Below are 22,151 nucleotides of genomic sequence, written 5' to 3'. Positions count from 1 at the left end.
CGCGGCGGCGCCGGGGCCGGGCGCGGTGGCGCGCTACGCGGCGGCGCGGTGCGCGGCGCCGGCTGTCCGGGCTCGGCCGGCCGGGGCGGCACGGGACGCGACGACTCGCCAGTGCCGGTCATGGCCGCTCCAGGAGGACGAAAGGAAACACGGTGGGCCGCAAGAACGCAGCTCATCGCATCGTATGGCGTCCTTTCGCCTGCCTTGGCGCCCCACGCCCGGAGTGGCGATCCTCACGCTGGGAGCTAGTCGTCCTTCTTCACGCAGTCGGCGCCGAGGCACGACGCGTTCTCCACGACCGGCCGGCCGTCCACGAGGATCGTGTAGTAGTTCCTGCGCTTCTCCTGCTCGCCGGTGCCGATGACCTGGACCGGCTTCCGGTCCGCGGTCATGCCGGTGCAGGCCACCCGCATCCTCTTCTTCGTCCAGCCGGGCAGGTCCGCGCACCGCAGCGGCGCCCCCAGCCGCACGCCGTGCTTGTGGAGCTCGGCGGCGGCGGTCACGGGAAGCGCCTTGCGCAGCGCGCTCTGCGTCTTGTACTGGATCTCCTGGCCCCCGGACAGCAGCAGGAACGCGCCGCCGCCCACCGCGGCGATCACGAAGAGCGCTGCGGACGCCAGGATCATGGCCTTCCTGCGGCCGATCTTCAGGTTCGGCATCTTCACGCTGGGAATCTTCACACCCGCTACGTCACCGACAGTACGGGCACATATGCGCTGGGTGGTGGTTTTTTCCGTTCGGTATGCGGATTCCTTGCCCGGTCGGATGGGCCCGGTCGGATCGGCCCGGCCGGATCGCCCGGTCAGCGGTTCGGCTGCTCGCAGCCGAGGCCCAGGCAGTCCTTGCGGAGCACCTCGCGGCCGCCGACGGTGACGACGTAGGACTCGCGCGGACGGTCCGTGTCGGCGTCGCGGGCGACGCCCTCCACGACCACCGGCTCCCCGGTCGCGGTGACGGCCGTGCAGGCGACGCGCACCACGGAGTCGGTCTCGCGCCCCGGGGACTCGCACTCGGGGCGCTCCTGCAGGTCGATGCCCCGCGCGGCCAGCTCGTCCACGACCCCGTCGGTGACGGCGTTGAGGTACGCCCCGTCGGAGATCCGCTGCATGACCTTGCAGCCGGACATCGTCGCGGCGAGGAGGACGGCGAGCGCGACGGCGGGAAGGCGCCTCATGCCGCCCCCTCCATCCGGTCGAGGGCGGCGACCGCGTCGGCCACCGCGTCGGGACGGTCGAGCGGGACCATGTGCAGGGCGTCCGGCAGCTCGATCCGCGTGCCGTGCGGGCTCATGGCGGCGAGCCGCGCGTGCGCCTCGGCCCATTCGCGCTTCCGGTCGGCGCCGTCCAGGTCACCCAGCGCGGTCACGACGGCCAGCGGGACGGGCGGGAAGGGCCGCCGCTCGCGCAGCCCGGCCAGGTCGGCGGCCATCTCCCGGTAGGCCAGCTCCTCCGCGAAGACGGTGCCGACCACCGTGCCGCGCCCGTACACCGACCGCACGACCTCCTCCGGGACGGCCTCGTCGCGGCGGCTGGTGTGCTTCAGGATCATCCGGCGGCCGAACGGCCCCGCGACGCCGGCCAGCCGGGTCGCGCCGAGCACCGCGCCCGCCGCCGTGGCGAGCGGGGTCAGCGCGGCGGCCAGCCGCACGGGCACCCACGCCTCGGGCTCGCAGCTCGGATCGAGCAGCACCAGGCCCCGCACGAGCGCGGGCCGCGTCCTGGCGAGCGCCTCGGCGGCGAACGCGGCCATCGAGTGCGCGAGGACGGTCACCGGCCGGCCCGCCCGCCGCGCCAGCGCCTCCATGATCGCGGTGTCGCGGCGCAGCGACGGCGGCGCGACCGCGGCCGGGCTGAGCCCGAGGCCGGGGCGGTCGAAGACGGTCACCCGGTGGCCCTCCCGGAGCAGCGCGACTGACGGCTCCCAGTCGAACCAGGCGCCGCCGAGCCCGGAGGCGAGCAGCAGCGGCGGCCCGTCCGCCGGACCCGACTCGACGACGTGCACCTGCTCGCGGCCGATGTTCACGATCTCGCCCGGACCGGCTCCCGCGCCGCCCTTCGCGCTGCTCACAGGTACGCCCCCTCTGGCGCCGCCGACGCCTCCCGCGCCTTGCGCGCCGCGTCCCGCCGGTCGGCGTACAGCGCCCACGCGATCGTCAGCAGCCCCAGGCACAGGATGCCGATCTGGACGCGCTGGACGATCCCGAGCCACTGCCCCACGTACATCGCCACCAGGGTGCCGAGCGCGGCCACCGACTCGGCGAGCGCCAGGAGCCAGCCCCAGCGGGCCAGGGCGGGCCACCAGCCGTACCGGCGGGCGGCGAGCGACAGCAGCAGCAGCGCGGCCACCCCGCAGACGATCACGGCGCTGCTGGTCACCGAGTGGAACTCGTGGGAGAACGACACGTGCTCGGAGCGTTCCCGGAGGGCGCACCAGGTCTCCAGGCTCGGCGCGCAGTCGAGGGGGAAGGACGCGTCGCCGATGGCGCACACGCCGAACAGGCCGAGGAACACCCAGCCGGCCGTGGCGAGGGGCTTGCGGGTGAGCCTGCGCAGCGTCCCGGCGGCCACGAGGATCGACAGCACGCCGGTGATGAGGTCGCCGCCGCTGTAGACGAGGTGGAACGGCTGGTCGGACGCCGAGAGCTCGCTCACGTAGCCGTTGAAGAAGTCCAGCTTGGGGCTGAGGACGTTCTCCAGCACGAAGCTGGCGTAGGTGATCGACGCGAGCCCCGCCAGGACGATCAAGCGCATGGGGACGAGACCCGGCCCGCCCCGCTGGTCAGAGTCCACCCGGCCCCCTCACGCCCGCACGGTCCCCGTGCGCCGATCGGTCCTACCCGGCCCCAGTATTTCCGAACCGGCCGGGTGCGCGTGACCTGGGTGGGTGTTAGCCGAGTATCCGCTGGCCGAAGCCTTAACGGAACCTAGGGGAGAAGTTGACGTCCCGTAGTCGTTGTACAAGTCATGGGGCGTCCACGATGATGACGAGGCGATTTGTCGGGATCGTCCTGACCTCGTCTTTGTCGGTGACGCGCAGGGGGTATCAATTCGGCATGAACACGCCCCAAAGGGTTGAATGGGGGTGTCCCGAGCACTTCTGATCACGTTCCGTGACGGCGCCCGGGGTGCGCTTCCCCCGCTGACAGCAAGGAGTACCAACACGTGACACTGGTGAACGACGCGGCTCCCGCAGTGCGATCCACCGGTCGCAAGTTCCGCGCCTTCACGGCGAAGCACCTCGACGAGCTCACCGCTCGCGCGGGGCTCACGCCCGCGCAGCGGCTCGCGACCCGGGCGGTTGCGACGGTGCTGCCGTTCCGGACGAACGCGTACGTCATCGACGAGCTCATCGACTGGTCGGCCGCGCCCGACGATCCGATCTACCGTCTCGTCTTCCCGCAGGAGGACATGCTCCCCGCCGAGGACGTCGCGCACCTGTCGGACCTGCTCCGCCGCGAGGCGCCCAAGGCCGAGATCGAGGCCGCCGCCCACGGCGTGCGGATGCGGCTGAACCCGCATCCGGCGGGCCAGATGGAGCTGAACATCCCGAGCTTCGGCGACGGCAAGATCCCCGGCATGCAGCACAAGTACGACGAGACGGTGCTGTACTTCCCCAAGCAGGGGCAGACCTGCCATGCGTACTGCACCTACTGCTTCCGCTGGGCCCAGTTCGTCGGCGAGGCCGACCTCAAGATGGCCGGGGACGAGCCCACCGCGCTCCGCGACTACCTCCTCGCGCACCCCGAGGTGACGAGCGTCCTGTTCACCGGCGGCGACGCCATGATCATGGGTGAACCGGTGCTGCGCCGCTACGTCGAGCCGCTGCTCGACCTCGACCAGCTCGAGTCCATCCGGATCGGGACCAAGTCGCTGGCGTACTGGCCGCAGAAGTTCGTCACCGACCCCGACGCCGACGCCATGCTGGGGCTGTTCGAGCAGGTCGTGGAGTCGGGCAAGAACCTGGCCTTCATGGCGCACTTCTCCCACCCGCGCGAGCTGGAACCCCTCATGGTCACCGAGGCGTGCCGCCGCATCCGCGACACCGGCGCGGTCATCCGCACCCAGGCGCCGCTGATCCGCGGGATCAACGACGACGCCGCCGTCTGGGAGACCATGTGGCGGACCCAGACCCGGATGGGCCTGGTCCCCTACTACATGTTCGTCGAGCGCGACACGGGGCCGCGGGACTACTTCGCCGTCCCCCTCGCGCGGGCGTACGAGATCTTCCGCGACGCCTACAAGAACGTCTCCGGGCTGTCCCGGACCGTCCGCGGCCCGTCCATGTCGGCCACGCCCGGCAAGGTCTGCGTGGACGGGGTCGTCGAGCTGGCGGGCCAGAAGGTCTTCGCGCTGCACTTCATCCAGTGCCGCGACGCCGACCTCGTCGGCAAGCCCTTCTTCGCGCAGTACGACCCTGAGGCGATCTGGCTGGACGAACTCAAACCCGCCTTCGCCGACCGATTCCCCTGGCAGGAGTAGCACGCCCGGTGGCGTGTTCGCCCGCCTCGGGCGAACACGCCACACCCTTCAGCGCAGGGGCCGGACGAGGCACAGGCAGGCGAGCAGCGTCGCCGCGCCGCACAGCGCCATGACGTGGCCGGGCGCCAGGACCTCGCCCAGGGCCCCCGCCATGCCGATCCCGACGGCCTGGCCGGTCATGAGCCCGCTGCCGTACAGGCCGATCGTCTGCCCCCGGATCTCCTCCGGCACCGCGTCCACGAGCCGGCGCTGGACGACCAGCTCGTAGCCGAGCCCGAACGTCCCCGCCGCCATCAGCCCGCACGCCGCCGCCAGGCCCGGCTCGAAGGCGAACAGCAGCAGCGGCGCACCGGTCAGCGCGGCCAGCGGCAGCGCGAGCCGCTCCCGCAGGTCCGGACGGATCCAGCGGCCCGCCACGAGATTGCCCGCGAGCATCCCGGCCGCCGCGGCCGACAGCAGCAGCCCGGCCGCGTCGGGGCGTCCCAGCCCTCCGGCGTACGGGACCGCGACCCCCTCCGCCCCCACCGAGAGGGAGATCGGCAGCCAGCCGGCCAGGAGCAGCCCGCGGGTCGTGCGGCGGCCCAGCAGGAGCCGGTTGGTCCGCCACGTCGCCCGCGCCGCCCCCGTGGACGAGGCCCGGACCGCCGCGGGCGTGTCCGGAAGCCGGAAGCGGGCGAGGCCCGCGGCCAGGGCCGCGCCGGCGGCGGAGAGCCAGAGCGTCCCGCCCGGGGTGAGCACCGACAGCAGCAGCCCGCCCGCGGCCTGGCCGGCGATCTGCGCGCCCGCGCTGGTCATCGTGAACAGCGACCGCCCGAGCACGTAGCCGTCCCCGGGGAGCAGGGCGGGGAGCCGGGCCTGGACGCTCGCGCCGCCGACCGGGGCGAACAGCCCCACCACGACGAGCAGCGCCATGACCATCGGGAGTGGGAGCCCGCCCACCGCGAGGACGGCCGTGACCGCGAGGCGCAGCAGGTGGTAGCCGGTGAGCAGCCGCCGCGGCGGGACGCGGTCGGCGAGCGAGAGCAGCAGGGCGCCGCCGACCACGTACGGGAGCATCCCGGCGGCGAAGACGAGCGCCGCCGCGACGGGGGAGCCCGTCCGCTCGAACGTCTGCACCGAGAGTGCGATCGTCCGGACCGAGTCGCCGCCCACCTGAAGCGTCTGCAGCGAGAACAGCGTCCGGAACTCGGGGACCCCGAAGACGTCGCGGTACCGCGCGGGGGCCGCGGAAGGGGAGGTCATGGTTGGAGCGGTCATGGCGGAGACTCTGCGGCCGGCGGTCCCGTCCTGGACAATGTTTCGGGGAGGAGCGAAACATGTATCGCATCGTGGTGGGGCCCGGCGACCTCGCGGCCAGCCGGTTCGGGATCGCGCCCCTGATCGAGGTGCACAGCGCGCTCGGCGTGGTCGCCGGGCGGATGCCGGTCGGGCCGCTCGGACCCTGGGTGGAGCGCGTCCGCCCGGCGTACCGGGAGGTCGCCGGGGACCCGGCCCTGCGCGCGCTGGCCTTCCTGCGCCGCCCGCACGGGTACATGGCCGACTTCGTCGTCCCGCCGCCCGCCCGCCCGAACCTGACGGTCGCCGACCAGCTGGTGACCGTGCGGTCGACGCCGCTCGACCAGGCCCGCCGCGAGATCGCCCGCAACCTGGAGGGGCTGCCCGAGCCGGAGGCGGCCGTGCGGGAGGTGCTGGACGCGCCCGACGTCGTCGAGCGGCTCGCCGCCGGTCTGGAGCGGGCCTGGCGGGCCCTCCTGGAACCGGACTGGGCCGTGCTGCGCTCGATCCTGGAGCGCGACATCGTCCACCGCGCGGGACGCCTGGCCGCCTACGGCTGGGCGGCGGCGCTGGACGGCCTGTCCCGCCAGGTGCGCTGGCGGGACGGCGTCATCGAGGCCGACATCCACGCCGACGCCACCTACCGCCTCGGCGGCGCCGGGCTGACGTTCGTGCCCGTCGTCTTCTCCGAACTCGGCGCGGCGCTCGAACAGGACTGGCCGTACACGCTCATGTACCGGGCCCGGGGAGTGGCGGCGCTCTGGGAGAGCCGGGAGCCGCGCGACGAGGACGCCCTCGCCAAGCTGGTGGGCCGCACGCGGGCCGATCTGCTGCGCCTGCTCGCCGAGCCCGCCACCACCACGTGGCTGAGCGCCAGGCTCCGGATGAGCGTCGGGGGGATCGGCGACCACCTCGCGGTGCTGCGCGGGTGCGGGCTGGTCACGCGCGAGCGCAGCGGCCGCTCCGTCCTCTACCGCCGCACGGCCGTGGGGGACGTCCTCGCCGGAACGGACTGAGGCCGTCCCGGAGGTTCCGGGACGGCCTCGAAGGAGCGCCTGCGGCGCGGGCGGTCAGGCACGCTTCCGCCTGGTGCGGGGCAGCAGCGCGGCCGCGGCCACCAGCCACAGGAGCCCGCCGAACCGGATGGCCGGCAGCAGCGGCGCGAACCCGTCGGCCAGCAGGGCCAGCGTGGACAGCATCCCGGCGGCGGCCAGGGCCAGCCCGATCCAGGTGAGCGGGCGGGGCAGCAGCCCGGCGAGCAGCCCGGTCACCGAGACCCCGGCCACGAGCATCGCGAAGCCCGCGCCGTAGAAGGGGCCGCCGGCCAGGAACGACAGGTCGGCCAGCGCGCGGGCGAGGGCGGGGCTCGCGTCGTCGGGGAGCCGCCCGCCCGTCCAGGCGGCCATCGCGCTCAGCGCCAGCGCGACGGAGGCGAGCAGCCCGCCGGCCAGGGTGATCGCCGAGCCCGGCGCGGTGATGCCGAGCGCGCGCAGCCTGCGGTACAGGACGGCGGCCAGCAGCGCCAGCGGGATCGCCGAGGCCAGCAGCAGCCAGGAGCCCGCCTTGATCGCGGTGCCGTGCTCCTGGGCGTACCGCAGCACCTCGGCGCCCGTGGCGTCCGGATGCGGCGTGGCGCGGTTGGCGATCACGTAGCCGACGGTCAGCGCGGCGAAGGACAGGACGGGAACGAGCAGCGGCGGCCCGGACTGCGGGCGGCGGCGGGGCGGCGCGGAACGCTCCGGAGCGGAGGCGGTGGTCATGATCTCTCCTCGGTCGGTTCATCGCTATACACTCGATAATGATTACAAAATGGAACGATTGTCAAGCCGCTATCATGTACCCATGGGTATGAATGGTGGGGAGGACCGTCCCGAGGTCCCGGTGGGCGTGGCGTTCCTGCTGGCCCAGCTGGGCGCGCACGCGGCCGGCCGGTTCGCCGAGCGGGTCGCGGAGCTCGACCTGACGCCGCCGCAGGCCGGACTGCTGCGCATGCTGGCCGGCGCCCCCGGGCGCAGCCAGCGGGAACTCGCCGACCGGCTCGGCATGCCGCCGAGCCGCTTCGTCCCGTTCGCGGACGAGCTGGAGGAGCGGGGCATCATCGAGCGCCGCCGGAACCCCGAGGACCGGCGCCTCTACGCGCTCTACCTCACCGAGGAGGGGTTCGCCCTGTTGGGCAGGCTCGCGGAGGCGGGCGCCGCGCACGAGAAGGAGATGTGCCAGGCGCTGTCGGAGGACGAGCACAGGCAGGTGCAGGCGCTCTTGGAGCGCGTCGCCGAGCAGCAGGGGCTCGGCAAGGGCGTCCACCCCGGCTTCCGGCGCCTCAGGCCGGGGCGGCGAGCGGAGTGAGACGCGCGAGGCCGCCCCGGGATCCGGGGCGGCCTCGAAGGGCGGGCGGCGTCAGACGCCGTACTCGGCGACGATCGTGGCGCGCGCCAGGGTGTGGGCGGTGATGTTGAAGCCCACGACGGCGGGGGAGGTGTCCGAGCCGAGGCCGAGCGACTCCACGTCCAGCGCGTGCACGGTGAAGACGTACCGGTGCGGGTCGCCGGGCGGCGGGGCCGCGCCGCCGAACGCCTTGGTCCCGTAGTCGTTGCGGGCGTGCACGCCGACCTTGGCGTCCTCGGTGCCGGCGCCCGTGGGCAGCTCCGTGACGCTCGCGGGGATGTCGAACAGCGACCAGTGCCAGAAGCCGCTGCCGGTCGGCGCGTCCGGGTCGTAGCAGGTCACCGCGAAGCTCTTCGTCTCCGCCGGGAAACCGGACCAGCGCAGGTGCGGGGACTCGTTGCCGCCGCTGAAGCCCCAGTCGTCGAACACGTGCCGGTCCGCGAGCCGCTCGCCCTCGGCGACGTCGTCGCTGGCGACGGTGAACGAGGGGACCTCGGGCAGGTGCTCGTGCGGGAGCGGGGGCTTGCCGGCCATGGCGACCTCCTCCATCAGGATCATCGTGACATCCCATCTCTACCAGGGGTCGTCACGTTTTCACGGCTCCCATCGTGAACCCGGTGACGAAGCGGTCGAGGAAGAGGTTGAACAGGAACGCGATCGGGACCGCCGTGATGACGGTCGACGCCTGGAGCGACTGCCAGAAGAACACGTCCCCCCGGACGAGCTGCGTCGGCACGCCGGTGCTGACCACCATCTCCGGGCTCGCCGACACGAACGCCAGCGCGTACACGAACTCGCTGGACGTCAGCGTGAAGCTGAACACCACCACCGCGACGATCCCGGGGAAGACCAGCGGCAGCACGACCCGCAGGAACGCGCCGAGCCGGCTGTGGCCGTCCACCATGGCCTGCTCCTCCACGTCCTTCGGGACGGCCTTCAGGAACCCGATCAGCAGCCACACCGACACCGGAACCGTGATGGTCGGATAGACGACGATCATCGACCAGAGGGTGTCCTCCAGGTGCAGCGCCACCACGACGCGAGTCAGCGACAGGAACAGCAGCGACGGCGGCACCAGGTACACCAGGAAGATCGCGATGCCCATCGGCGTGCCCCACGGGCGGTCGAGCCGCGCGAGCGAGTACGCCGCCGGCAGCGCGAGCACCAGCGTGACCGCCACGACGACCGCCCCCACGACCAGCGTGTTCACCACGAACGTCAGGAACGGCGTGTCGGTGAACAGGAAGGTCACATGGTCGGGCGTCGCCGGCTTGTTGAAGAAGAACGGATTGCTCTCCGGGTCGTACAGGTCCTGGTTCTGCTTGAACGCGCTCACCACGCTCCACAGGAACGGCAGCGCGCACACCAGCGCCGCCAGCACCGCCGCCGCGTAGACCCCCGCCCGCGCCGCCACATGCCGCCGCGCATACCGCCGCCGCAGAACCCCCACGTCCGCGGCCAGGCCTCCCCGGCCGCCCTCGCTCAGCTGTTCACCTTGTGGGGGGCGACCCCCCACACCCCCCGGCAAGAGCCGCCGGATGACGGCACTACGCTCGCTGCGCTCGCTACGTTCCGTCATCCGTGTTCCTTGTGGGGGGCGACCCCCCACACCCCCCGGCAAGAGCCGCCGGATGACGGCACTACGCTCGCTGCGCTCGCTACGTTCCGTCATCCGGCCTCCAACCGCCGTACCGCCCGCAGGATCGCGACGGCGCCCGCGAGCAGCAGCGGGAACAGGAACAGGGCGATGGCCGCGCCCTGGCCGACGTCCCCGCCCTCGATGCCGCGGAAGTACGCCCACGACGCCAGCACGTCGGTCGAGTGCGTCGGGCCGCCCCGCGTCAGCACGTACGGGACGGTCATGTCGGTGAACGTCATGATCGCGCCGAACAGGCCGGCGACCGCGATCACCGGCAGCGTCAGCGGGATCGTCACCTCGAACATGCGCCGCCAGAACCCGGCGCCGTCGATCCGCGCGGCCTCGTCGATGTCGCGGGGGATCGCGACCAGCCCCGCCATCACGATGACCGCGGCCAGCGGCGTCAGCCGCCACGTCTGGACCGCGATCACCGACGCCATCGCGGTGCCGGGACGGCCCAGCCACACCACGTTCGCGTCGATCAGCCCGAGATGGCGCAGCACCCAGTCGACCGGCGAGTAGATCGAGTCGAGGAACCACAGCCACGAGATCGTCGACAGCGCGACCGGCGTCGTCCACGGCAGCAGCACCAGGAACCGGACGAACCACTTGCCGTGGAAGTCGGCCACCAGCACGTTGGCGAGGATCTTCCCGAACACCACGATCAGCACCATGCTGACCAGCGTGAAGACCAGCGTGTTGCGCAGCGCCCGCCAGAACACGCCGTCCGCGAAGACCTCCTGGAAGTTGCGGGTCCCGACGAGGTCGAACGAGGGGTCGCCGGTCGTCACGTCCGAGAAGGCGAACGCGACCGCCAGCAGGAACGGGACGCCGACCAGCGCGACGATGTAGACCACCGAGGGCAGCAGCATCACCCAGGCGAGGAACCCCTCGCGGTCGGCGAGGCCCGCCCTGGCCGGCGGCCTCGCGGGCGCCTCGGTCCGGGTTTCCGGGTCCGTCCGCGCCCCGGTCACGGCGTCTCCCCGACCGGCACGGGCGCCGTGCGGGTCCCGCCGGCGGCGTCGAAGAACCGCAGCCGGTCCGCCGGCACCGCGAACTCGCGGACCTCCCCGGCGGCCAGGGGCGTCCCCACGGTGGCGGGGAGCCGGGCGATCACGCGGGTCTCCTCGCCGATCCCGGTGACCGTCCCGTACACGTGGCGGTCCCCGGACAGGTACTCCATCCGCTCGACCGCCAGCGGCATCACCAGCCGCGGCCCGGACGCGACGTTCTCGGCGGGCAGCAGGTGCTCGGGACGGAACCCCACGAGCACCCCGTCGCGCCTGACGAGGTTCATCGGCGGCGACCCGATGAACGTCGCGACGAACGTGTCGGCCGGGTCGTCGTACACCTCCTGCGGCGTCCCGACCTGCCGGACGCGGCCGCGCTCCAGCACCGCGATCCGGTCGCCGAGCCCCATCGCCTCCGCCTGGTCGTGGGTGACGTAGACGGTGGTCGTCCCGACCCGCTCCTGGAAGCGCTTCAGCTCGTCCCGCGCCGTCGCGCGCATCTTCGCGTCGAGGTTGGACAGCGGCTCGTCCAGCAGGAACACCGCCGGGTCGCGGACCAGCGCGCGCGCCAGCGCCACCCGCTGCCGCTCACCGCCGGACAGCTGGCGGGGCTTGCGGCGCAGCAGCGGCTCGATGTCCAGCAGCTCGGCGGCCCATTTCGCCTTGCGCTCCCGCTCGTCGCGGGCCATGCCCTCCGCGCGGAGCGGGAAGACGATGTTGTCCAGCACCGTCTTGTGCGGGTAGAGCGCGTACGACTGGAACACCATCGCGATCTGCCGGACCCGCGGCGGGAGCCCGTTGACCACGTCGCCGCCGATCAGCACCTCGCCCTCGGTGGGCTGCTCCAGGCCCGCGATCGTGCGCAGCAGGGTCGTCTTCCCGCAGCCGGACGGTCCGAGCAGCACCAGGTACTCGCCGGGCTCCGCGGCCAGGTCGACCCCGTCCAGGGCCCGCACCACCGCGCCGCGCGACCGGCCCCGGCGGGCCCGCAGCTGCCCGTCGAAGGTCTTGACCAGCCCCTTCACCTCCACGGTGTGCACGGCGGTCAGCCGCCCACCAGGCCGCGGGCGCGCCAGTTCTTGAAGATCGCGTCGACGCGGTCAGCCGCCTCCGCGACGGCCTGCCGCGGGGACGCCTGGCCGCGGGCGGCGCGGCCGAACATCGTCGGCAGCACGTTGGTGTTGAAGACCTCGCCGATCGCCGGGTTGGACGGGCCCGGGTAGCCGATGTTCGCGCTCCACGACGTCGCCGTCTTGAGCAGCGCCAGCTTGTCCGCGGGCTTCGCGCCCCACGGGTCGTCGTCGAGCCAGCCGTTCAGCTGCGGGACGATCGCCGGCCATCCCGGCAGGTCGTACAGCTCGGAGTGGTACGACACCGAGGGGAAGTTCGCGGTGTAGTGCAGCAGGAACTCCTTGGCCGCGTCGGGGTTGCCCGCGTGCTTCGGGACGATCCACTGCTGGATCACGTGCTGCGCCGCCAGCGCCGCCTTCGGGCCGCGCAGCGCGGGGACGAAGAAGATGTCGTCGCCGATCCTGCGGTTGGTGCCCATCGCCGTCCGCCACGCCGAGATCGAGTTCACGATGTAGGACGACTTGCCGGCGATGAGCGCCTGGTTGTTGGACGCGGGCGTCCAGGAGAAGACCTCGCTGGTCTCGGCCTCCCGGAACAGCCGCGCCATGTACTCGACGGCCGCGACGGTCGCGTCCGATTCCAGGACGACCTTCTCGTGCTGGTCCTGGACGGACCCGCCGAACGACCACAGCAGCGCCCGCGCCGCCATGTTCGAGTCGGTCTCGGGGGACAGGCCGATGCCGCACGGCACCCCGGTCCGCCGCTTGATCTCCGCCGCGCCGCGCACCAGGTCGTCCCAGCTCCCGGGCCCGTTCGGCATCCCGGCCTGCCGCCACATCGACTTGCGGTAGTCGCCGGGGTCGGGCGACCAGCCGGGGCAGTAGGCGTAGAAGCGCCGGGTGTTCGGGTTGTAGCTCGACTTGCGGCACAGTTCGAGCTGCTTCCCCCACCGCCGGTTGGCCTCCTGGACGAGGTCGGTCATGTCCAGGACGGACGGCTCGTACTGCGAGAACGGGGCGATGTGCTGGATCAGGTCGTGGCCGCGGCCCGCCTGGATCTCCGACGCGGCGCGGCGGGGGACGTCCACGGTGTTGATGTGGTCGACCCGGACGTCCACGCCGACCTTCCTGCCCCAGTCGGCGAGGAATCCGTCGAACCACTTGTCGTGCCGGGGGACGAAGTGGCTCCACATCAGGATGCTGAGCGAGCCGCCCAGCTTCTTCGCGGGGGAGGTGAACACCTCCTTCGGCGCTTTCCCGGAGTCCTTCGCCTGCGGGCCGCTGGTCTCGCTGGCGCATCCCGCCAGGAGACCGGACGCGCCCGCAGCGAGGACCGTGGAGGACAGGAAGCCGCGTCTGCTGAGCCGCTCGGACATGGGGGCTCTCCTCGCCGCTGAGGGGGTCTCCCCTCGACGGTAGATCGGAGAGCCCGTCTCATCCAGCGACGATCGGGTAACTCTACGTCACTACAGTGACGTCCGTCCCAATGTGCTCACCGGCACCGTGTGCGGTTCGCGCGGCCGCGCCACTTGCCGGGCGCGCTACTTGCCGGTCGCCTCGGTGTAGGCCTCGATGACCTCATCGGGGTCGCCGTCCATGTGCATGCGGCCCTCGTCGATCCAGATGACGCGGTCGCACATCTCCTTGACCGTGTCGAGCTGGTGCGCGACCAGGAAGACCGCGCCGGCGTCCTTGCGCAGCTCGTCGATGCGGCGCTTGCTCTTGGTCCGGAACTTGGCGTCGCCGGTGGCGAGCGCCTCGTCGATCAGCAGCACGTCGTGGGTCTTGGCCGCGGCGATCGCGAACCGGAGGCGGGCGCCCATGCCGGACGAGTACGTCCGCATGGGGTACTGGATGAAGCCTTCCTTCAGTCCGGCGAAGTCGACGACCTCCTGGTACTTGGCCTTCGTCTCCGCCGGGGTCATGCCCATGGCGAGGCAGCCGAGAACGATGTTGCGCTCGCCGGTGAGGTCCTTCATCAGGGCCGCGTTCACCCCCAGCAGGGAGGGCTGGCCGTCGGTGTAGACGGCGCCCCGGTGCGGGGGCAGCAGCCCCGCGATCGCCTTCAGCAGCGTCGACTTGCCGGAGCCGTTGGTGCCGATGATGCCGACCGCCTCGCCCCGGTACGCGACGAACGACAGGCCCTTGATCGCGTGGACTTCGGTCATCGACGGGCGGTGCTTGCGGCGCAGGATGCGGGAGAACGCGCTCGCGGCGTTGCCCTTGCCGCCCGCGCCGTACACCCGGTAGACGATGTGGAGGTCGTCCACGACGACGATCGGCTCCCGGTTCGGGTCGATTTCGGCGGTCCTGCGGACCTTCGTGTCAGCCACGGCCGTATCGCTCCTCGGCACGGTAGAAGTACAGGAACCCGCCCGTCAGCATCACCCCGGCCCACGCGACCGCGTAGAGCCACAACTGCCCCGCCGAAGCGGCGTGCTGGATGCTCCCGACGAAGCCCCGGTACTGGCCTAGCAGCACGTACCGGCTCAGCTCCACGAACACGTACGCCGGATTGAACTGCATCAGCTCGGCCAGCCACGGGTAGTCGGCCAGCCTGCCGCCCGGCTTCATCATCGCCGGCAGGCAGAAGATCACGCCGGACGCGTACATCCAGACCCGCATGACGAACGGCAGCAACTGGGTGATGTCGCGGTTGAACGCCCCGAGCCGGGCCATGACCATGCTGATGCCCACGTTGAACATGAGCTGGAGCCCGAGCAGCGGTACGAGCAGCAGCATCTGGAAGCTGATCGGCTCGCCGAACGCGAACACGATCGCGAACAGCACCACCAGCGCGAGCAGCAGCTGCTGCACCTCCACGATCGCGATCGCGAAGGGCAGCGTGGCGCGCGGGAAGTGCAGGGCCCTGATCAGCGACAGGTTGTCGCCGACGGACTTGGCGCCCGACGTGACCGAGCGCTGCGTGAACCCGAACAGGAAGACACCCGTCACCAGGAAGGGGATGAAGTCGGGTACCCCGCGGCCGGTGCCCAGCAGCAGACCGAAGATCAGGTAGTAGACCCCGGCGTTGAGGAGCGGCGTCAGCAGCTGCCATACCTGGCCCAGCCGGGAGTCGGAGTACAGCGAGATGTTCTTGGCGGAGGCGAACGCCCAGATGAAGTTCCGGCGAGCCCACACATCCTGGATGTACTTGCGAAGCGGGGGGCGCGCAGCGCTCTGCCTCAGCCCGTATCGTGCGGCGTAGTCGGCCAGGGTCCCGTTCACGTGAGGAGGCTCCGCGATCGTCCCGACCGACTCGCCACCCGGGCTTCCGAGCCGTTCCGGGTGACTCATGTCGCGAAGCCTATTGCAGTCGCTGAGTCCACAGTGACGTTCGCCCGCATGTGACCCCCGATTTGAGATCTTTACGGAATCATGTCGGCCTCCCTGGGGATACCCCGGTCATGCGCGTCAACCACTCACGGCGCACTTCCGTGCCGTCACGGTCCGTCACCCGACGCCGGTCGCGGCAGGTCCAGGAGCATCGCCCCTGGCCGAACCGGGTCGCCCTCCTGCGCAAGCTCGGCCGGATGGACCGGTGGGCCTTCGACCAGGTGGCCGCGGCCCGGCTGCCCGGACTGGAGTACGTCCTGCCGCGCCTCTCGCGGTTCGCCGACCACGGTGTGCTGTGGTTCACGACGGCCGGCGTGATGGGGATCGCCGGACGGCCCCGGCTGCGGCGCGCCGCGCTGCGCGGGGCCATCGCGATCGCCGTGGCGAGCCCCGCCGTGAACATCGCCGGAAAGCAGGCGTTCCGCCGCAGGCGGCCCGTCGTGGACCTCGTCCCCCCGATCCGGATCCGGTGGAAGCTGCCGACCTCGCACGCCTTCCCCTCCGGGCACTCGGCCTCGGCCGCCGCGTTCGCGGCCGGCGTCGCGCTGGAGGCCCCGCGGGCGGTGGCCGTGCCGGTCGCGGCGACCGCCGCGGCGGTCGCGTTCTCCCGCGTCTACACCGGCGCCCACTATCCGGGCGACGTGCTGGCGGGCCTCGGGATCGGCGCCCTCGCCGGGCTCGGCACCCGGCTGGTGTGGCCCGCCCGCCCCCCGGTGGCCCGCGTGGCCCCGGCCGAGCCCGGGGACGAGGACGTCCGGATCGCCCCGGACGGGCGCGGCGTGGTGGCCGTCGTCAACCTCGGCGCGGGCCCCGTCGGCGAGGCCGAGACGGGCATCCTTCCGAAACGGGCGGAGATCGCGGTCGCGATGCTGGAGGGCGAGCTGCCCGCCGCGGAGGTGGTCAGGCTTGAGCCGGACGCGGACCTCGACAAGGCCTGCGCCGAGGCCGCCGACAGGGCCGACGTGCTGGCCGTGGTCGGCGGCGACGGCACCGTGAACGCCGCCGCGCGGGCCGCGCTGGAGCACGGCGTCCCGCTGCTCGTCGTCCCCGGCGGGACGTTCGACCACTTCTCCCGCGCGCTCGGGGTGGAGACCGCCGCCCAGGCGATCAAGGCCTACCGGGAGCGCCGGATCGGCCGCGCCGACGTCTCCTACGTCGCCCCGATGGCCGCCAAGGCGGGGGACGAGGCGGAGCAGGTCTTCCTCAACACCGCGAGCTTCGGCGCCTACACCGAGATGGTCGACCGCCGCGTCCGGCTGGAGCGGCGGATCGGGAAGTGGCCCGCGCTGGCCGTCGCCGCCGTCCGCACGCTGCGGCGCTCCGAGCCCGTCGAGCTGATGGTGGACGGCAGGCGCCGCCGCGTCTGGCTCGCGTTCGTCGGCAACTGCGTCTACGGCTCGCGGGGCGCCGCGCCCACCTGGCGCGAGCGCCTCGACGACGGGCGGCTCGACGTCCGGATGGTCACCACCCGCGGACGCGTGCCCCGCGTCCGCGCGGTCGCCGCGGTCCTCGCCGGGCACCTGCACGTCACGCCCGGGTACGGCTCGTGGCGGACGACCGGGATGGAGCTCATCTCGCCGGCCGGGGAGCTGCGGCTGGCGCGGGACGGCGAGGTGGCGTCGCTGCCGCCCGCGGTGCGGTTCGGCAAGCACCCCCGCGCCCTGCGGGTGTTCACGGTTCAGGCCCCGGCGCCCGGGTAAGGCAGGGGACGCCCGCGAAGGAGGGGATCACAAGATGACGAGCCGTGATCTGGGAGTCGCGCCCGGCGACCTCGGTGACGACGACCTGTTCCGTGAACTCGGCCACCTGTACGAGACGAGGCTGGACGCGCTGCGGCACGCCGCCGACCAGGCCTACGGCGAGCACACGCGCCGCATGAACGAACTGGAGGCCGAGTACCTGCGCCGCCGTCCCGGCCGGGAGATCGATCCCGAGCGGCTGCGCGAGGGCGCCCGCGCCCGCTGACGGCGTCCGGCGCGCCGGGGGCCCGCGCCGAGTGCCGCCCCCGGCCCGAGGTGGAGCGCCCCCGGACCCGAGTGGCAGGGTGGAGGACATGGACGGAACGTTCGAGCTCGGACCCGAGGACGGGCGGCTGCTCGTCCGGACGGGGCGCAGCGGGCTCGGCCGGCGCGCCGGGCACGACCTGGTCATCGAGGCCACGCGGTGGTCGGCGGCGGTCGAGGCGCGCGAGCCCCTGGAGGCGTCGTCGGTCGAGGTGACCGTCGGGGTGGACGGGCTGGAGGTGCGGGAGGGCACCGGCGGCGTGAAGCCGCTCACCGACCAGGACCGTGCGGAGATCGTGAAGAACCTGCGCAAGGTGCTGGACGTCCACCGGTACCCGGAGATCAGGTTCGCCTCCACCGCGATCGGCGAGGACGCCGTCGAGGGCGACCTCACGATCATGGGACGGGTCAAGCCGGTGCGGCTCACGGCGTCCCGGGACGGCGACCGGGTGCGCGGCGGCGTCACCGTCGACCAGACCCGCTGGGGCATCAAGCCGTACTCGGCGTTCTTCGGCGCGCTCCGGCTCGCCGACGAGGTCGAGGTCGAGTTCGACGTCCGCCTTCCCCGTTAGGCCCCGGTAGCCCCGGTAAGCCCTGCCCTGGCGCGGGCGCCCGCGCCCGCGTTTCCCGGTCCCTGAAGATCAAATTGCACTAGGGTGCATGATCATCGCATTCGGGTCAGTCGATCTTCAGGGGGCCGCGGTGGCGGAGCTGAGCAGGAGGGACCTCGGAAAGGCGGCGGGCCTGGTGGCCGCGCCGGCGCTGCTCGCCGGCTGCTCGGCCGGCTCCTCCGGGTCGGCCAGGACGGCGCGGGCGGCAGCGGCGGCCCGCACCTGGCGGGTGACCGGCAAGGCGCTCACCGGCCTCGGCGGGTTCGACTCGACGCTCAAGAGCTTCATGCAGGAGCGGGAGATCCCCTGCGGGCAGCTCGCCGTCGTCCGCAAGGGCAAGCTCGTCCTGTCTCGCGGTTACACCTACGCAGAGGACGGCGCGTTCACGACGCAGCCGACCTCGCCGTTCCGCATCGCCAGCATCTCCAAGCCCGTCACGGCGACGGCGGTGCTCAGGCTCGTCCAGGACGGGAAGGTCAAGCTCACCGACCGTGCGGCGACCCTGCTGGGGCTCTCCACGACGGCCGATCCCCGCCTCAAGGACGTCACCGTCCTGCGGCTGCTGCAGCACCTCGGCGGCTGGGACCGCGACATCACGCCCGACCCGATGTTCCAGGACGCGGCCATCGCCAAGGCGCTCGGCGTCGCGCTGCCGGTGTCGAAGGCGAACATCATGAAGTACGCGTCGGCGCGCGGGCTCGACCACACGCCCGGCGCGCGGTACGCCTACTCCAACTACGGCTACCTGCTGCTCGGCCGGATCATCGAGAAGGCCACCGGCAAGAAGTACGAGGACTACGTCCGGCAGACCGTGCTCGCGCCGCGCAAGATCACGCGGATGCGCCTGGGCAGGACGCTCACCAAGGCCACCGGCGAGGTCCCTTACCACTCGGGCTACACCGGGACCACCGTCTTCGACAACAGCGGCACGAAGGTGGCCTACCCGTACGGCGCGTTCAACCTGGAGAACATGGACGCGCACGGCGGCTGGCTGGCCACCGCGATGGACCTCACCCGCTTCGCGGGCGTCTACGACGGCGGGACGTCCGTGCTGACCTCGGCGTCCATCAGCCGGGCGTTCGCCAAGCCGGAGACGGGCGTCAACGCCGACGGCTGGTACTACGGCTGCGGCTGGCAGGTGCGCCCGGTGACCGGCGGCCGCAACACCTGGCACAACGGGAGCCTGCCCGGGACTTACACGCTCCTGGTCCGGCGGTACGACGGCCTGACGTGGGCGGTCCTGTTCGACCAGCGGCAGGAGGGCGACGCGGCGAACTACGGCGACATCGACTCGCTGCTGCACAAGGCCGCGAACGCGGTGAAGACGTGGCCGGCCGGCGACCTGACCTCCTCCTACTTCTAGCCGCTTTCTAGCGCGGCACCCGGCTTCTGGCGCGGGCCGCGCGGGTGTACTGGTCGTCCAGGCTGCGCGGGAACGGCATCATCCGGTGCCGGTCCCGCCAGGGCGCGAACTGGCGGACGGCGTTGAAACCCGCCGCGGTGATGATCCGCTCGACGTCCGGGCCCGGGACGCCGGCGGGATACACGTCCAGATGGGCGATGTGCGGCGGCAGGCCGTCCGGCCGCGCGGGCGACACCAGGGTCATCGGCGGACGGACCCGTTCGGCGGACGCCATGTCCTCCGCGTAGGCGACGAGCTGGAGCGTCTCCGCGTCGGGCCCGCTGTGCACGATGAGCCAACCGGCGACGTCGACCGGCTCCGACGGGGGATCGGTGAGCGCCAGGGGAGCGAACTCGTCCGAGACCGTGCGCAGGTAGGCGTCGTGAGCGGGGTCGAGTTCCTCCAGGACGTACGTGCGGTCGAAGCGGACCGGGTCGGCGGGGAGCAGGGGCCGGTAGGCGTCCCAGAGCAGGAGCCGCGCCAGATGCGTCGTGGGGACCCCGGGCGGGAGGCGGGCCAGCTCGCCCCTCAGCCCGGCCGGGAACGCGTCCACGATCACCTCGTCGGGCCGCAGGGCCGCGAGGTCGGCGGTCTCCACGACGCGCCAGCCGCCCGCCACGCGCGGGTCGGCCGCGAACGGCGACCCGGTCACGACGGTGACCGGCCCTTCCCGGCGCAGGGTGTGCAGGACGGCCCGGAGCCGCGTCAGATGCCCCAGCCCGTCACCGGCCGCGTAGCAGACGATCACCGGGTCTCGTCGAGGACGGCCAGGTAGCCGGCGGTCTCGGCGGCCGGGGTGAAGTCGCGGCGGATCCGCTCCGCGCCCGCCGCGCCGAGCTTGGCCAGCTCCTCGGCGCCCGCCCGCGCGGCCCGGTCGATCGCCGCCCGGCACGCGTGCGGGTCGCCCGCGGGGAAGGCGAACCCGATCTCGTCGTCGGCCACGTCCGCCAGCCCGCCCGCGTCCGACGCGAGCAGCGGCACGCCGAGCGCCGCCGCCTCCAGCGCCACGTTCGGCATCCCGTCGTAGAACGAGGGGAGCGCGACCAGGTCGCAGCTCGCGTAGACGGCCGGAAGGTCGTAGCGCTCCAGGAAAGGCAGGAACGAGTGCGGGACGTCGCCGTCCGCGAGCCGCTCCCGCACGGACTCCTCGACCTCGCCGACGAGCAGCAGATGGAAGTCGTCGGCGCGGCGCGACGCCGCCAGCGCCTCCAGGAAGAAGCCGACGCCCTTCTTCACCTTGAGCTGGCCGATGAGACCGATCGTCCGGCGGCCGGGGGCGACGTTCTCCTCCCGCCACGCCCTGCCGCGCTCGCGTTCGGACGGCAGCACCCGCCACTGCGCGGTGTCGACGCTGTTGGCGACGAACGCGACCGCCGCGTCCGGGACGAGCGCCCGCACCAGCGGCGCGTGCGAGCGGGCGACGACGCACACGCGGGCCGAGGCGCGCAGCGCGTCGGCCAGCACGCCGCGCCGCCGCATCGAGAAGACGCCGACGTCGATGTCGTTGCCGCGCAGCAGCGTCACGAGCGGCGCGCCGAGCAGCGCGGACAGCACGGGCGCGGCGAGCATCGCGTGCACGCCGCCGAACGCCACCACATGGGTGTAGCCGGTGAGGTTCTCGGCGGTGACGGTCGTCCACAGGCGGCGCAGCGCGTGCTCGGAGTCGTCCCCGAGCGGCGCGGTGATGAGCCGCCCGCCGTTCTCGCGCGCCACGCCCCACGGCCGCGACCGCCGGGTCAGGTGGGCGACGTCGACCTCGGCCCCGGCGCCGCGCAGTCCCCGCACGATCCGGTCGCACGACTGCGCCATGCCGCCCTGGCTCGGCGGGTAGTGCTCGGTGATCCACAGGACGCGCGGCATCAGCTGTCCACGAACCCGGTGTCCTCGTCCGGCCCCCAGTCGCCGCCGTAGGAGTAGTCGTCGCCGGGGTTGAACGCGCCCCGGTCGTACTCGTCGAACGAGGAGTACCAGTAGCCGTCGTTGTAGGCCTGCGAGCTGCTCCGGTAGTACTGGCGCCGGTACCCGCCCGCCCAGGCCGGGTCGTGCGGGTCCTGCGTCCCGTACCCCTGCGCCGCCGCGCACTCGGGGCACAGCGCGTTCGGCCCGGCGTGCGCGCCGCAGACGGGCCTGCCGCACCGCGGGCAGGCCGCCACCGCCGCCTGGCCGCAGCGCCCGAGCACGAAGAAGCCGGTGGTCACGGTGCAGCGGTTCACTTGGTCCTCCTCGCGGCCGTGCCGGGGGGCGTCCACCGGAACGGCTCGGTCGACACCTGCAGGATCCGGTCCACGAGGCCCGTGTTCGTCTGCCCGGGGAACTTCGCGCTCGCGCGGATCACCGGCCGCTTGCCCTGCTTGACCTGCACCTTCACCCAGCCGGGCGGCGGGGAGGGCGGCTGCTGGACGACCGCGTCCTTCGCCAGCCGCCGGGTGACGCGCACGAACTGCACCGTCTTCGTCTTGTGCTTCATCTTGATCTTCCCACGCACGTTCCGCTTGTTGTAGCTGCGGTTGCGCACCCGGTCGGTGACCGTCACCTCGACGACGCTGCCGTCGCGCAGCTCGGCCCGCATCCGCAGCCACGGGTCGAGCGCGTACCACTGCTTGAGCATCGAGATCGGGGGCCGCGAGGGCAGGTCCTGCTTGGGGCCGTTCTTCTCCGGGACCCGCGACCCGCGCATGTCCGCGGCCACCGACAGCACCCCGTCGGGCGGCATGTCGGCCGCCAGCACCCGCAGCAGCGGCACGAGCACGCCGGCGACCCGCTCGTGCAGCCGCCACTTGTTCCGCCGCACGTGCGCGCCGTGCTGCGCGAGGCTCTGGATCACCGGCTCCCAGTCGTCCCGCCGCAGCGAGACGGTGCAGACCTGCTCCAAGGTCAGCGTCTGGTGAAGCGGATGGAACCGCCTGATGGCGGCCTTCTGCTTACGGTAGAACATGACGAAC

Annotated in this window: 24 protein-coding genes; 7 read left to right on the top strand and 17 right to left on the bottom strand. The window is 72.7% G+C overall.

Features of this window, described 5'->3' with window-relative positions; all coding sequences use genetic code 11:
- Positions 1-245: 245 nt before the first annotated feature.
- The 4 genes from ABWI07_RS09040 to ABWI07_RS09025 all read right to left on the bottom strand — a co-directional run bounded on the left by ABWI07_RS09040 (position 246) and on the right by ABWI07_RS09025 (position 2,789).
- Positions 246-659: a hypothetical protein gene (locus ABWI07_RS09040; RefSeq protein WP_149261279.1), complete on the bottom strand. Its 414-nt coding sequence runs from the start codon at positions 657-659 to the stop codon at positions 246-248.
- A gap of 143 nt (positions 660-802) precedes the next feature.
- On the bottom strand, positions 803-1,174 hold the full coding sequence (locus ABWI07_RS09035) for a hypothetical protein (RefSeq protein WP_149261164.1): 372 nt from the start codon (positions 1,172-1,174) through the stop codon (positions 803-805).
- Positions 1,171-2,067 (bottom strand): alpha/beta hydrolase, encoded by an 897-nt coding sequence (locus ABWI07_RS09030; RefSeq protein ID WP_353818167.1) that lies wholly within the window; start codon positions 2,065-2,067, stop codon positions 1,171-1,173. Before ABWI07_RS09030 ends, ABWI07_RS09035 begins: the two co-directional genes overlap by 4 nt.
- Complete coding sequence (locus ABWI07_RS09025) at positions 2,064-2,789, bottom strand: DUF998 domain-containing protein (protein WP_235037014.1); 726 nt, start codon at positions 2,787-2,789, stop codon at positions 2,064-2,066. The genes ABWI07_RS09030 and ABWI07_RS09025 overlap by 4 nt, the downstream gene beginning before the upstream one ends.
- Positions 2,790-3,161: 372 nt before the next feature.
- Here ABWI07_RS09025 and ABWI07_RS09020 point away from each other — a divergent pair, with 372 nt between their 5' ends.
- On the top strand, positions 3,162-4,478 hold the full coding sequence (locus ABWI07_RS09020; RefSeq protein ID WP_149261163.1) for a KamA family radical SAM protein: 1,317 nt from the start codon (positions 3,162-3,164) through the stop codon (positions 4,476-4,478).
- A 48-nt stretch (positions 4,479-4,526) separates the two neighbouring features.
- Here ABWI07_RS09020 and ABWI07_RS09015 read toward each other — a convergent pair whose 3' ends face one another.
- On the bottom strand, positions 4,527-5,735 hold the full coding sequence (locus ABWI07_RS09015; RefSeq protein ID WP_235037013.1) for an MFS transporter: 1,209 nt from the start codon (positions 5,733-5,735) through the stop codon (positions 4,527-4,529).
- 59 nt (positions 5,736-5,794) lie between these two features.
- Between ABWI07_RS09015 and ABWI07_RS09010 the strand changes: the two genes are divergently transcribed.
- Entirely contained in the window at positions 5,795-6,769 is a 975-nt protein-coding gene (locus ABWI07_RS09010) for an ArsR/SmtB family transcription factor (protein WP_353818166.1), read from the top strand.
- 54 nt (positions 6,770-6,823) lie between these two features.
- On the opposite strand, the gene ABWI07_RS09005 is transcribed toward ABWI07_RS09010, so the two are convergent.
- Positions 6,824-7,513: a DUF4386 domain-containing protein gene (locus ABWI07_RS09005; protein WP_353818165.1), complete on the bottom strand. Its 690-nt coding sequence runs from the start codon at positions 7,511-7,513 to the stop codon at positions 6,824-6,826.
- Positions 7,514-7,595: 82 nt separating this feature from the next.
- Here ABWI07_RS09005 and ABWI07_RS09000 point away from each other — a divergent pair, with 82 nt between their 5' ends.
- Positions 7,596-8,099 carry a MarR family winged helix-turn-helix transcriptional regulator gene (locus ABWI07_RS09000; protein WP_149261160.1) on the top strand — a complete coding sequence of 168 codons (504 nt, stop codon included), beginning with the start codon at positions 7,596-7,598 and terminating at the stop codon, positions 8,097-8,099.
- 51 nt (positions 8,100-8,150) lie between these two features.
- On the opposite strand, the gene ABWI07_RS08995 is transcribed toward ABWI07_RS09000, so the two are convergent.
- The 7 genes from ABWI07_RS08995 to ABWI07_RS08965 all read right to left on the bottom strand — a co-directional run bounded on the left by ABWI07_RS08995 (position 8,151) and on the right by ABWI07_RS08965 (position 15,154).
- Positions 8,151-8,672 (bottom strand): YbhB/YbcL family Raf kinase inhibitor-like protein, encoded by a 522-nt coding sequence (locus ABWI07_RS08995; protein WP_149261275.1) that lies wholly within the window; start codon positions 8,670-8,672, stop codon positions 8,151-8,153.
- 52 nt (positions 8,673-8,724) lie between these two features.
- The gene (locus ABWI07_RS08990) at positions 8,725-9,588 is read right to left on the bottom strand and encodes a carbohydrate ABC transporter permease (protein WP_200842048.1); all 864 of its coding nucleotides are present in this window, start codon (positions 9,586-9,588) and stop codon (positions 8,725-8,727) included.
- 218 nt (positions 9,589-9,806) lie between these two features.
- Positions 9,807-10,751: a carbohydrate ABC transporter permease gene (locus ABWI07_RS08985; protein WP_200842047.1), complete on the bottom strand. Its 945-nt coding sequence runs from the start codon at positions 10,749-10,751 to the stop codon at positions 9,807-9,809.
- Entirely contained in the window at positions 10,748-11,827 is a 1,080-nt protein-coding gene (locus ABWI07_RS08980) for an ABC transporter ATP-binding protein (protein WP_353818164.1), read from the bottom strand. The genes ABWI07_RS08985 and ABWI07_RS08980 overlap by 4 nt, the downstream gene beginning before the upstream one ends.
- Positions 11,828-11,832: 5 nt before the next feature.
- Positions 11,833-13,233, bottom strand: a complete 1,401-nt coding sequence (locus ABWI07_RS08975; protein WP_353818163.1) for an ABC transporter substrate-binding protein — start codon at positions 13,231-13,233, stop codon at positions 11,833-11,835.
- 165 nt (positions 13,234-13,398) lie between these two features.
- Positions 13,399-14,190, bottom strand: coding sequence for an ABC transporter ATP-binding protein (locus ABWI07_RS08970; protein WP_235037010.1), 792 nt, complete (start codon positions 14,188-14,190; stop codon positions 13,399-13,401).
- Entirely contained in the window at positions 14,183-15,154 is a 972-nt protein-coding gene (locus ABWI07_RS08965) for an ABC transporter permease (RefSeq protein WP_149261157.1), read from the bottom strand. Before ABWI07_RS08965 ends, ABWI07_RS08970 begins: the two co-directional genes overlap by 8 nt.
- A gap of 140 nt (positions 15,155-15,294) precedes the next feature.
- Here ABWI07_RS08965 and ABWI07_RS08960 point away from each other — a divergent pair, with 140 nt between their 5' ends.
- The 4 genes from ABWI07_RS08960 to ABWI07_RS08945 all read left to right on the top strand — a co-directional run bounded on the left by ABWI07_RS08960 (position 15,295) and on the right by ABWI07_RS08945 (position 19,170).
- The gene (locus ABWI07_RS08960; protein ID WP_353818162.1) at positions 15,295-16,893 is read left to right on the top strand and encodes a bifunctional phosphatase PAP2/diacylglycerol kinase family protein; all 1,599 of its coding nucleotides are present in this window, start codon (positions 15,295-15,297) and stop codon (positions 16,891-16,893) included.
- A 34-nt stretch (positions 16,894-16,927) separates the two neighbouring features.
- Positions 16,928-17,158, top strand: coding sequence for a DUF6158 family protein (locus tag ABWI07_RS08955; RefSeq protein ID WP_149261155.1), 231 nt, complete (start codon positions 16,928-16,930; stop codon positions 17,156-17,158).
- 88 nt (positions 17,159-17,246) lie between these two features.
- Positions 17,247-17,768 (top strand): YceI family protein, encoded by a 522-nt coding sequence (locus ABWI07_RS08950; protein ID WP_149261154.1) that lies wholly within the window; start codon positions 17,247-17,249, stop codon positions 17,766-17,768.
- Positions 17,769-17,856: 88 nt separating this feature from the next.
- Positions 17,857-19,170, top strand: coding sequence for a serine hydrolase domain-containing protein (locus ABWI07_RS08945; protein WP_353818161.1), 1,314 nt, complete (start codon positions 17,857-17,859; stop codon positions 19,168-19,170).
- Positions 19,171-19,177: 7 nt separating this feature from the next.
- On the opposite strand, the gene ABWI07_RS08940 is transcribed toward ABWI07_RS08945, so the two are convergent.
- From ABWI07_RS08940 to ABWI07_RS08925, 4 genes are read right to left on the bottom strand one after another with little or no spacing between them, the layout of a single operon-like run.
- Positions 19,178-19,957: a hypothetical protein gene (locus ABWI07_RS08940; RefSeq protein ID WP_353818160.1), complete on the bottom strand. Its 780-nt coding sequence runs from the start codon at positions 19,955-19,957 to the stop codon at positions 19,178-19,180.
- A complete protein-coding gene (locus ABWI07_RS08935; protein ID WP_149261151.1) occupies positions 19,954-21,069 on the bottom strand; it encodes a glycosyltransferase family 4 protein in 1,116 nt (371 codons plus the stop codon). Before ABWI07_RS08935 ends, ABWI07_RS08940 begins: the two co-directional genes overlap by 4 nt.
- The gene (locus tag ABWI07_RS08930) at positions 21,069-21,422 is read right to left on the bottom strand and encodes a hypothetical protein (protein ID WP_149261150.1); all 354 of its coding nucleotides are present in this window, start codon (positions 21,420-21,422) and stop codon (positions 21,069-21,071) included. The genes ABWI07_RS08935 and ABWI07_RS08930 overlap by 1 nt, the downstream gene beginning before the upstream one ends.
- The gene (locus tag ABWI07_RS08925; RefSeq protein WP_149261149.1) at positions 21,419-22,144 is read right to left on the bottom strand and encodes a hypothetical protein; all 726 of its coding nucleotides are present in this window, start codon (positions 22,142-22,144) and stop codon (positions 21,419-21,421) included. The genes ABWI07_RS08930 and ABWI07_RS08925 overlap by 4 nt, the downstream gene beginning before the upstream one ends.
- Between the last annotated feature and the right edge of the window lie 7 nt (positions 22,145-22,151).

It is taken from the genome of Actinomadura sp. NPDC000600 (assembly GCF_040492135.1).
Classification (GTDB): domain Bacteria; phylum Actinomycetota; class Actinomycetes; order Streptosporangiales; family Streptosporangiaceae; genus Spirillospora.
The sequence above is the reverse complement of the archived record's forward strand: the minus strand, read 5'-3'. Positions and strand labels throughout refer to the sequence as shown.

What these genes read in the sequence shown, in the direction of transcription:
- ABWI07_RS09040 (WP_149261279.1), bottom strand. Translation starts at nt 659, where the DNA reads ATGCCGAACCTGAAGATCGGCCGCAGGAAGGCCATGATCCTGGCGTCC.
- ABWI07_RS09035 (WP_149261164.1), bottom strand. Translation starts at nt 1,174, where the DNA reads ATGAGGCGCCTTCCCGCCGTCGCGCTCGCCGTCCTCCTCGCCGCGACG.
- ABWI07_RS09015 (WP_235037013.1), bottom strand. Translation starts at nt 5,735, where the DNA reads ATGACCGCTCCAACCATGACCTCCCCTTCCGCGGCCCCCGCGCGGTAC.
- ABWI07_RS09010 (WP_353818166.1), top strand. Translation starts at nt 5,795, where the DNA reads ATGTATCGCATCGTGGTGGGGCCCGGCGACCTCGCGGCCAGCCGGTTC.
- ABWI07_RS09005 (WP_353818165.1), bottom strand. Translation starts at nt 7,513, where the DNA reads ATGACCACCGCCTCCGCTCCGGAGCGTTCCGCGCCGCCCCGCCGCCGC.
- ABWI07_RS09000 (WP_149261160.1), top strand. Translation starts at nt 7,596, where the DNA reads ATGGGTATGAATGGTGGGGAGGACCGTCCCGAGGTCCCGGTGGGCGTG.
- ABWI07_RS08995 (WP_149261275.1), bottom strand. Translation starts at nt 8,672, where the DNA reads ATGGCCGGCAAGCCCCCGCTCCCGCACGAGCACCTGCCCGAGGTCCCC.
- ABWI07_RS08975 (WP_353818163.1), bottom strand. Translation starts at nt 13,233, where the DNA reads ATGTCCGAGCGGCTCAGCAGACGCGGCTTCCTGTCCTCCACGGTCCTC.
- ABWI07_RS08965 (WP_149261157.1), bottom strand. Translation starts at nt 15,154, where the DNA reads ATGAGTCACCCGGAACGGCTCGGAAGCCCGGGTGGCGAGTCGGTCGGG.
- ABWI07_RS08955 (WP_149261155.1), top strand. Translation starts at nt 16,928, where the DNA reads ATGACGAGCCGTGATCTGGGAGTCGCGCCCGGCGACCTCGGTGACGAC.
- ABWI07_RS08950 (WP_149261154.1), top strand. Translation starts at nt 17,247, where the DNA reads ATGGACGGAACGTTCGAGCTCGGACCCGAGGACGGGCGGCTGCTCGTC.
- ABWI07_RS08945 (WP_353818161.1), top strand. Translation starts at nt 17,857, where the DNA reads ATGATCATCGCATTCGGGTCAGTCGATCTTCAGGGGGCCGCGGTGGCG.
- ABWI07_RS08935 (WP_149261151.1), bottom strand. Translation starts at nt 21,069, where the DNA reads ATGCCGCGCGTCCTGTGGATCACCGAGCACTACCCGCCGAGCCAGGGC.
- ABWI07_RS08925 (WP_149261149.1), bottom strand. Translation starts at nt 22,144, where the DNA reads ATGTTCTACCGTAAGCAGAAGGCCGCCATCAGGCGGTTCCATCCGCTT.